The organism is Spongiactinospora gelatinilytica, from assembly GCF_003236385.1.
In the GTDB taxonomy this organism is placed as follows: Bacteria; Actinomycetota; Actinomycetes; order Streptosporangiales; family Streptosporangiaceae; genus Spongiactinospora; species Spongiactinospora gelatinilytica.
The window spans coordinates 1-6,781 of sequence record NZ_POUA01000401.1 but is presented as its reverse complement, the minus strand read 5'-3'; the positions used below and the strand labels follow the sequence as shown (position 1 = coordinate 6,781).

Genomic DNA, 6,781 nt, shown 5'->3' with positions numbered 1-6,781 from the left:
GTGCCCGACGCGTCGTGACCCTCGTCGGTGTTGCTGCCCTCCACGTCCGCCCTTCCTTGATCCCCCGTCCGATGCCTCTGTGCGACTGTACTCGTCTTCAGGAGCCGCTCTTGGGAAGATCCTGGTTGAGGTAGGGGTCCCTGCCCGCTTCCGAGAAGGCGGGGAGCACCCCGGGCCCTTCGAGCCGGAAGTCGCAGCCCGCCGCGTCCACCGCGTTCCACTGAAGCACGGCCTTGATCCTCGGCAGCCGCTTCAGCACCTCGGGCACCTCGTTGTACCACTCCCCGCGCGCCCCCGGCCGGTCCGGGTCGGTCTCGGTGCCGTACTCACTGATCACGAACGGCTTGTCGCCGAACCCGTTGCGGACGAACCAGTCGTGCGCGGGCCTGACCGTCTCCTCGAACGTCTGCCACCCGGCGTTCCGGCAGCGTGCGAAGTTGTACGGGTCGTAGCTGATCCAGTCCACGTACGTGTCACCCGGATAGAACGCCTTCCACTGATCCCGGTAGTCAAGGTATCCGGTAACCCCCCACACCCACGCCACGTTGTCCACCCCGAGCGCCCGGAACCGGTCCACGATGTGCCGGTACGCGGCCACGTACTCCTCCGGGCTCCCGCTGTCCTCCCGAAGCTCCATCTCCCCGTCGAACCCGATGAGCACCGGCCTGCCGTACTCCTTGATCCGCTGCGCCTGCGGGTCGATCACCGTCCGATCCACCGCCCCCGAGGCGATGTCCCGCCACGGGACGTTCCGCCCGGAGTCCCACAATTCGGACTCCCAGCCGAGCAGCAACAGCCGGTCGCGGCCGATCTCGGGCTCGTCGCCGCGCAGCAGCCGCCCGTTCTCCGTGGTGGACATGTCGTGATAGGCGAAGACGATGTCGAACCTGCGCCCCACACCGCCCTCCAGGGCGTCGAGCGAGGCCAGAAGGCTGTCACCGCGCGGCGGGACGTAGACGCCGAACCACGCGCCGCACGCGGGCCCTTGCTTCAGCGTGGGGGCCGCGGCGCAGTCCCCCTTGGGCGGGGCCGGGACCCGGCCGGTCTCCAGGGGCCGCGCCGAGGTGAACAAGGGACCGACCTCCGCACGGAAGTACAGGGCGCCGCCGCCGCCGACGAGCATGATCAACGCGGCGACCGGAATCAGGATTCGCTTGCCGCTCCACCGACGGGTGCGGGGACGAGCGTGCTTGCGCGGGGAGGCGGCGGGCATGGGGGCGACTCCGAGACGTGTTCGATTGATTTCGGTCCGAGGCCGGAGAAGTTTAAGGCTGCCCGTATAAAGATGACGTATACGTGGGGTATCTACGGGTGCACAGCCGGTACGAGCCGGCGCAGGATCGGCAGCGCCCGGGCGGCCTGTAGCGGATCGACCGGCAGCGCGTGCCGGGCCCACCAGCGGGCGATCTGCGGGGTCGGACCGGGCTCGGCCAGGCCGGGCCCGAAGTCGTCGTCGAGCGGCGGGGTGTAGAGGCAGGTGGTGATGACCCCGCGGCGCTCCAGTGCCGCCCTGGCCGCGTCGCGGTCCGCCACCAGCAGCGGGACGCGGAACAGCGGCTGATCGGCGAACGCCGTGACGCCGGTGGCGGCCGTCGGCAGGGCGCTCAGCACCCGCACCCCGGCCAGCCGCCGCCGCCTCGCCCGCCGGCCGTCCACCAGGCGGACCCGCCGGGCCACCGCGCCGCGCAGCAGCCTGCTGTGCGCCACCCGGTAGCCGCCCGCGCCCACCGACATCCACCGGTCGAAGCGGGTCAGGTCGAGATCGTCCGTGTCATCGGCCGCCGCGGCGAGGTCGCGGACCCTGGCCTCGTCGTTCTCGTGCGCGACCTCGATGCGCAGCGCCTTCGCCGCCCGCCAGGCGGGCCCGCTGAGCCGCAGCGCGAAGACCGCGTCGCGTACCAGGGGAGCGATCACGGCGGGAAGTTCGCGGCCCACGGCGGGCGCGGTGAGCAGTTCGTCACGGGCCTTCGCCAGCCGCTCGGCGACGTCGTCGTCCACCGCGAGCAGCCCGCCGCCGCCCGCCCTCGGGTGCTTGGCCAGGCTGAACACCCCGGCCGCGCCGAACGTGCCGACGTGCCGCCGCTCCCCGCCGGGGCCGGTGACCTCGGTCTGGAAGGCGTGCGCGCAGTCCTCCACCAGCACCGCGCCCCTGCGCTCGCACTCGGCGGCCAGCCGCCTGATCTCGCCGGGCAGGCCGTACAGGTGGGTGGCGACGACCGCGCCGATGCCGTCCCAGTCGATCCGGCCCACGTCGATCGTGCCGTCGGCGGGGGAGACCGGGGCCATCACCGGCCGCAGGCCCGCCGCCACCGCGGCGAACATCACGGTCTCGCAGTTGACCGGGGACATCAGCACCCTCGTGCCGGGCGGCACCAGGCCGCGCAGGGCCAGGTACAGGCCGAGCCGGGCGGACGGCATGTACAGGCAGCGGCGGCCGATCCGGCGCTCGGTCGGCCTCTCAGTGGACCTGGCGGCGGGCCCCTCGCTGGACAGGGTCACCGGCTGATCGCCGGTCGCCGACGTATTCATCTCGCGGTCCCTCCACGTGCCTCGCTCCGCGCGTTGTACCCTCAGCCAGGGTAGATCCCCCGCGTCGCGGCATATCGCCGAATCCCCCTGGGACGGCGCTCGGCGGGACCTGCGAGATTTCGACGCGCAGAGAGTTGTTGGTGTTCCATGGCACAGTCCGCCGCCTGGCCGGAGATCGGGGTCGTCGTCTGCACGCGGGGCGACCGCCCAGAGATGATCGAGGAGGCCATCGCCGGGATCACCGGGCAGGACTACCTCGGCAGGGTCACCACGATGATCGTCTTCGACGGGTCGGAGCCGGACGCGGCCATGGTGTCGGACGACCCGCGCCGCCCGGTCAGGCTCACCACCAACACCCGCACCCGCGGCCTGCCCGGCGCGCGCAACAGCGGCGTGCTCGCGCTCGGCGACGACGTGGAGTGGGTCGCGTTCTGCGACGACGACGACACCTGGCTGCCCACGAAGCTGACCGCGCAGGTCCAGGCCGTACGCGAGCACCCCGACGCCACCTTCTGCACCTGCGGCTCCCAGATCGTGCACGCCGACTGGACCAGGCACATCCGCCTGGAAAAGCCGCGCGTGCCGTTCGCCGACCTGCTGGACGGCAGGCAGCCCGCGATGCACCCGTCCGGGTTCATGGCCCGCCGCGACGCGCTGACCGGCGACGCGATCGGGCTGTTCTCCGAGGTGATCCCCAAGGGCTACGGCGAGGACTACGAGATGCTGCTGCGCGCCGCGCGCAGCGCGCCGATCGTGCACGTCCCCGAGCCGCACCTGCGGGTCCGCATGCACGCGCAGTCGCACTTCGCGGGCCGCTGGGACGTGATCGCCGAGGCCCTGCTGTGGCTGCTGGAGCGCTACCCGGAGATTCGCCGGTCGCGCCGGGGCTTCGCGCGGCTGGCCGGGCAGGTCGCGTTCACCCGCGTGGCGGTGGCCCGCAGGGGCGAGGCGCTGCGCTGGGCGCTACGCGCTTTTCTGACCGACCCCCGGGAGGTCCGGTCCTACGGTGTCGCCGTGGTCGCGCTCTTCCGGCTGAACCCCGCCTGGGTCGTCCGGACGATGGAGGCGCGCGGGCTCGGCGCGCCCTGACCGCCCCCCGGCCGGCCCGGCCGGGAAGACCGCGTACGCCGCCAGCAGCGCCGCGAACGGCGCGGCCGGCGCCAGCACCGACGCCAGCGGGATCTCCACCGCCCCGGTCGCCGCCGGCACGGCCAGCGGCAGGCACGCCAGCGCCAGCACGTACGCCGTACGGTCGGACAGGCCGCGCCGGACCCTGCGCAGCACACCGGCCAGGCACAGCGCCGCCACGGCGGCGGTGGCCCACAGCAGCGGCGCGGGGGCCGGCGTGCCCCCGCCCGGCGGCAGGGCCGCCGGCAGGCCCGCGAGCAGCGCGGCCAGCGCCCCCAGCGCGACCGGCCACCCGCCGGGCCACTCCCCGCCGAGCCTGCGCACCGCCACCAGGCCGAGCGCGGCCGTCAGCATGAGCACGGGCCCCAGCGGGTGCAGTGCCGCCGCGGTCAGGGCGAGCCCGATCAGCAGTACGGTGACCGTCACCCGGTCGGCGCGGCTGGCGGTGGACCGCAGCTCCCCGGGGACCAGCCAGGGCACCGGCTGGAGTCCCGGCCCGCCCGTGCGCCGGAACGGCTCGATCAGCTCGGCCGCCGCCACGGTGACCAGCCAGCGGGTCGTGACGGCCGCCCAGGTCACCCAGGCGAGCAGCAGCAGGTGCAGCGCGGGCGAGGCCGGGGCCAGCGCCCAGTGCGCCGCCACGAACAGCACCAGGGCCAGCGACTCGGCCCCGGGCCCCGCGCCGAGCCTGCGGAACAGCAGCGACAGCGGCGGCAGGCAGACCAGAGCCACGGCGAGCGGCAGCCAGGGGTACAGCGCGGCGGCGTCCGGCAGGCCGAGCGCCCCGGCCGCCATGTCCAAGGCCGCCGCCGAGCCGATGCCACCGAGCGGCGGGCCGCCCGCGCCCAGGTGCAGCGCCACGGCCAGCGCGGGGGCGGGAAGCCACCGCAGCGCGAAGGCGAGCGCGCGGGAGCGTTCGCCCCGCCGTCCGATGATCTTGCGCAGGCCGGGCAGCACGGCCAGCGCGACCAGGGTCTGACCGCCGAGGACGGCCATCCCGACGCCGGTGATCCCGTACTTCGGCAGCAGCACCTGCGTGCCGCCGATGGCCAGCGTCGCCATGGTCGCCTGGACGACCACGATCGTCCGCGCCCGGCGCTGCGCCCGCAGCGCGCCCAGGTACAGCTCGACGATCGCCCGGGGGAGCGCGGCCAGCGCGATCAGCCGCATCAGCGTGGTGGCGTGCTCGGCGTAGCCGCCGCCGTAGAGCATCAGCGCGACCGGGGCGAACACCGCCGCGCCCAGCACCAGCGGGGTCAGGATGACGAACGTGCGGCGCAGCGCCCGGCGGCAGTTGTCGCCCAGCTTGGCCGTGTCGAACGCGCCCTCGACGGTCAGCGAGGAGGCCATCGTGTAGCTCAGCATCTCCAGCATCGCGCCGAGCGTGATGGTCAGCCCGTAGTAGGCGTTCATCTCCTGGGTGACCTGGGCGGCCACGAGTACCGGCAGCCCGTAGTTCAGCAGCAGCGTGAAGATCGAGCCGGTGTAGTCGCCGGCCAGGAAACGCCCGATCTGGCGCACCGTGAGGTTCCTGCCGACGCCGGTCCGCTTGGCGTGCTCGGGGACCAGCCTGCGGAAGATCAGGAAGTTCACCCACACCGCGACCACGAGCCCCGGCGCGATCCAGGCCAGGAACACCGCCCACGAGACCGCCGCGCCACCGGACCGCAGCACCACCGCCGCGCCGACCAGCACGCCGAACCGGACGACCCAGAACACCAGGTTCGCGATCGGGACCAGCGGGGCCCGGCGCAGGGCGGTCAGCACGACGTCCTGGAGCGTGCAGACGCTCCAGACGATCACCATGGCGGTGAACACCACGCCCGCGCCGAAGCCGGACAGCAGGCCGTACGTCGGGCCCCAGATGTCCAGGGTGAGTAAGAAGATCAGGCAGCCGAGCAGCGCCAGGCCCGCGCCAACCGTGTAGACGAGCACGATGAACTGCCCGCTGCGCCGCCCGGTCTGCGGGATGAAGCGGGTCAGCGTGCCGACGAACCCGAATGAGGTGATCGCCGCCAGCAGCCGCATCGCGGCCAGGATGGCCAGCGCGACGCCGACGTCCCGCTCGTCGAAGACCCGGGCGGTCACCGCCCAGTAGGCCAGGCCGATGATCGCGCCCGCGCCCGCGTTGAGCATCAGGGCGTAGGCGCTGCGCAGCAGCGGGTCGGAAAGGTCGGACGGCAGGCGGTCGCGCAGCCGCGACCAATGCCCGCCCGCGCGGGTCGCCTGCCCCCCGGCGAGACCCCCGCGCTCACTCACCGTGCGCTACCTGCCGCACCTGCCGCACCGCGTACCGTGTCCTCCTCACCACCGCGTACCCCTTGGTCAGCAGACGCTCCCTGAGGTAGATCAGCGGAACCGCGTTGCCCTCCACCGCGTTGCGGAACCGGCCCATCCCCGTGCCCCGGCTCACCGTCAGCCGGGGCAGCGCCAGCACGTCGTGCCGCTCGGTGGTCATCGCGTTGCCCACCGCGCAGGCCGCGAGATACCCAGCCGCGCGCGTCTCCACGCGCACCCGCGCGCTGGAGTAACCGAACGGATAGGCCATCGTGGTGACCGGACGCCCGAGCCGGTCCTCCAGCAGCGCCTTGTTGCGCCGCAGCTCCTGCCGCAGCGCCGGGCCGGGCAACTGGTCGAGCTGCGGATGGCTGTGGCTGTGCCCGCCGATCTCGATGCCGCTGTCGGCCGCCTCCCTGGCCTGGCCCCAGCTCAGCATGGTGTCCAGCGGGCGGCCCGCGGCGTCGGGCCCGGCGTCGCGCAGCCACCCGCTGGTCAGGAAGACCGTCGCGGGCACGCCGAACCGGGTCAGGATCGGCAGCGCCTCGCGGTGGAAGTCGGCGTAGCCGTCGTCGAAGGTGATCACGACGGGTCTCGCGGGCGGCTTCCGGCCGTTTCCGTGCAGGGCGGCGGCCAGGTCGCCGAAGGTGATCGGCGTGAAGCCGCGGTCCTTGAGATAGCCGAGCTGGTCGGCGAAGTCGCCCGGCCGTACGGCCAGCGGGCGCGTCTCGGCGGTCGGCGTGTCGGTGATCGAGTGGTACATCAGGATCGGCACCCGCGTCACGACGGGCCGCCGTGCAGTTTCAGCCGTACCGTGCCCACCACATAACCCCAGGTCGTCCAGGCC

General features: G+C 73.5%; 4 protein-coding genes. 1 reads left to right on the top strand and 3 read right to left on the bottom strand.

Translation table 11 applies throughout. The features are described from left to right. Nucleotides 1–97: 97 nt before the first annotated feature. Together C1I98_RS32935 and C1I98_RS32930 are read right to left on the bottom strand one after the other, a co-directional pair. Nucleotides 98–1,213 (bottom strand): glycoside hydrolase family 26 protein, encoded by a 1,116-nt coding sequence (locus C1I98_RS32935; RefSeq protein WP_111171251.1) that lies wholly within the window; start codon nt 1,211–1,213, stop codon nt 98–100. A 92-nt stretch (nt 1,214–1,305) separates the two neighbouring features. Beyond that, nucleotides 1,306–2,529, bottom strand: a complete 1,224-nt coding sequence (locus C1I98_RS32930; protein ID WP_111171250.1) for a DegT/DnrJ/EryC1/StrS family aminotransferase — start codon at nt 2,527–2,529, stop codon at nt 1,306–1,308. 147 nt (nt 2,530–2,676) lie between these two features. On the opposite strand from C1I98_RS32930, the gene C1I98_RS32925 reads away from it, so the two are divergent. Continuing rightward, nucleotides 2,677–3,618 carry a glycosyltransferase family 2 protein gene (locus tag C1I98_RS32925; protein ID WP_111171249.1) on the top strand — a complete coding sequence of 314 codons (942 nt, stop codon included), beginning with the start codon at nt 2,677–2,679 and terminating at the stop codon, nt 3,616–3,618. A 2,290-nt stretch (nt 3,619–5,908) separates the two neighbouring features. Here the strand turns inward: C1I98_RS32925 and C1I98_RS32920 are convergent. Next, nucleotides 5,909–6,781: polysaccharide deacetylase family protein (locus tag C1I98_RS32920; protein WP_306461936.1), on the bottom strand; the 873-nt coding region annotated here is incomplete at its 5' end.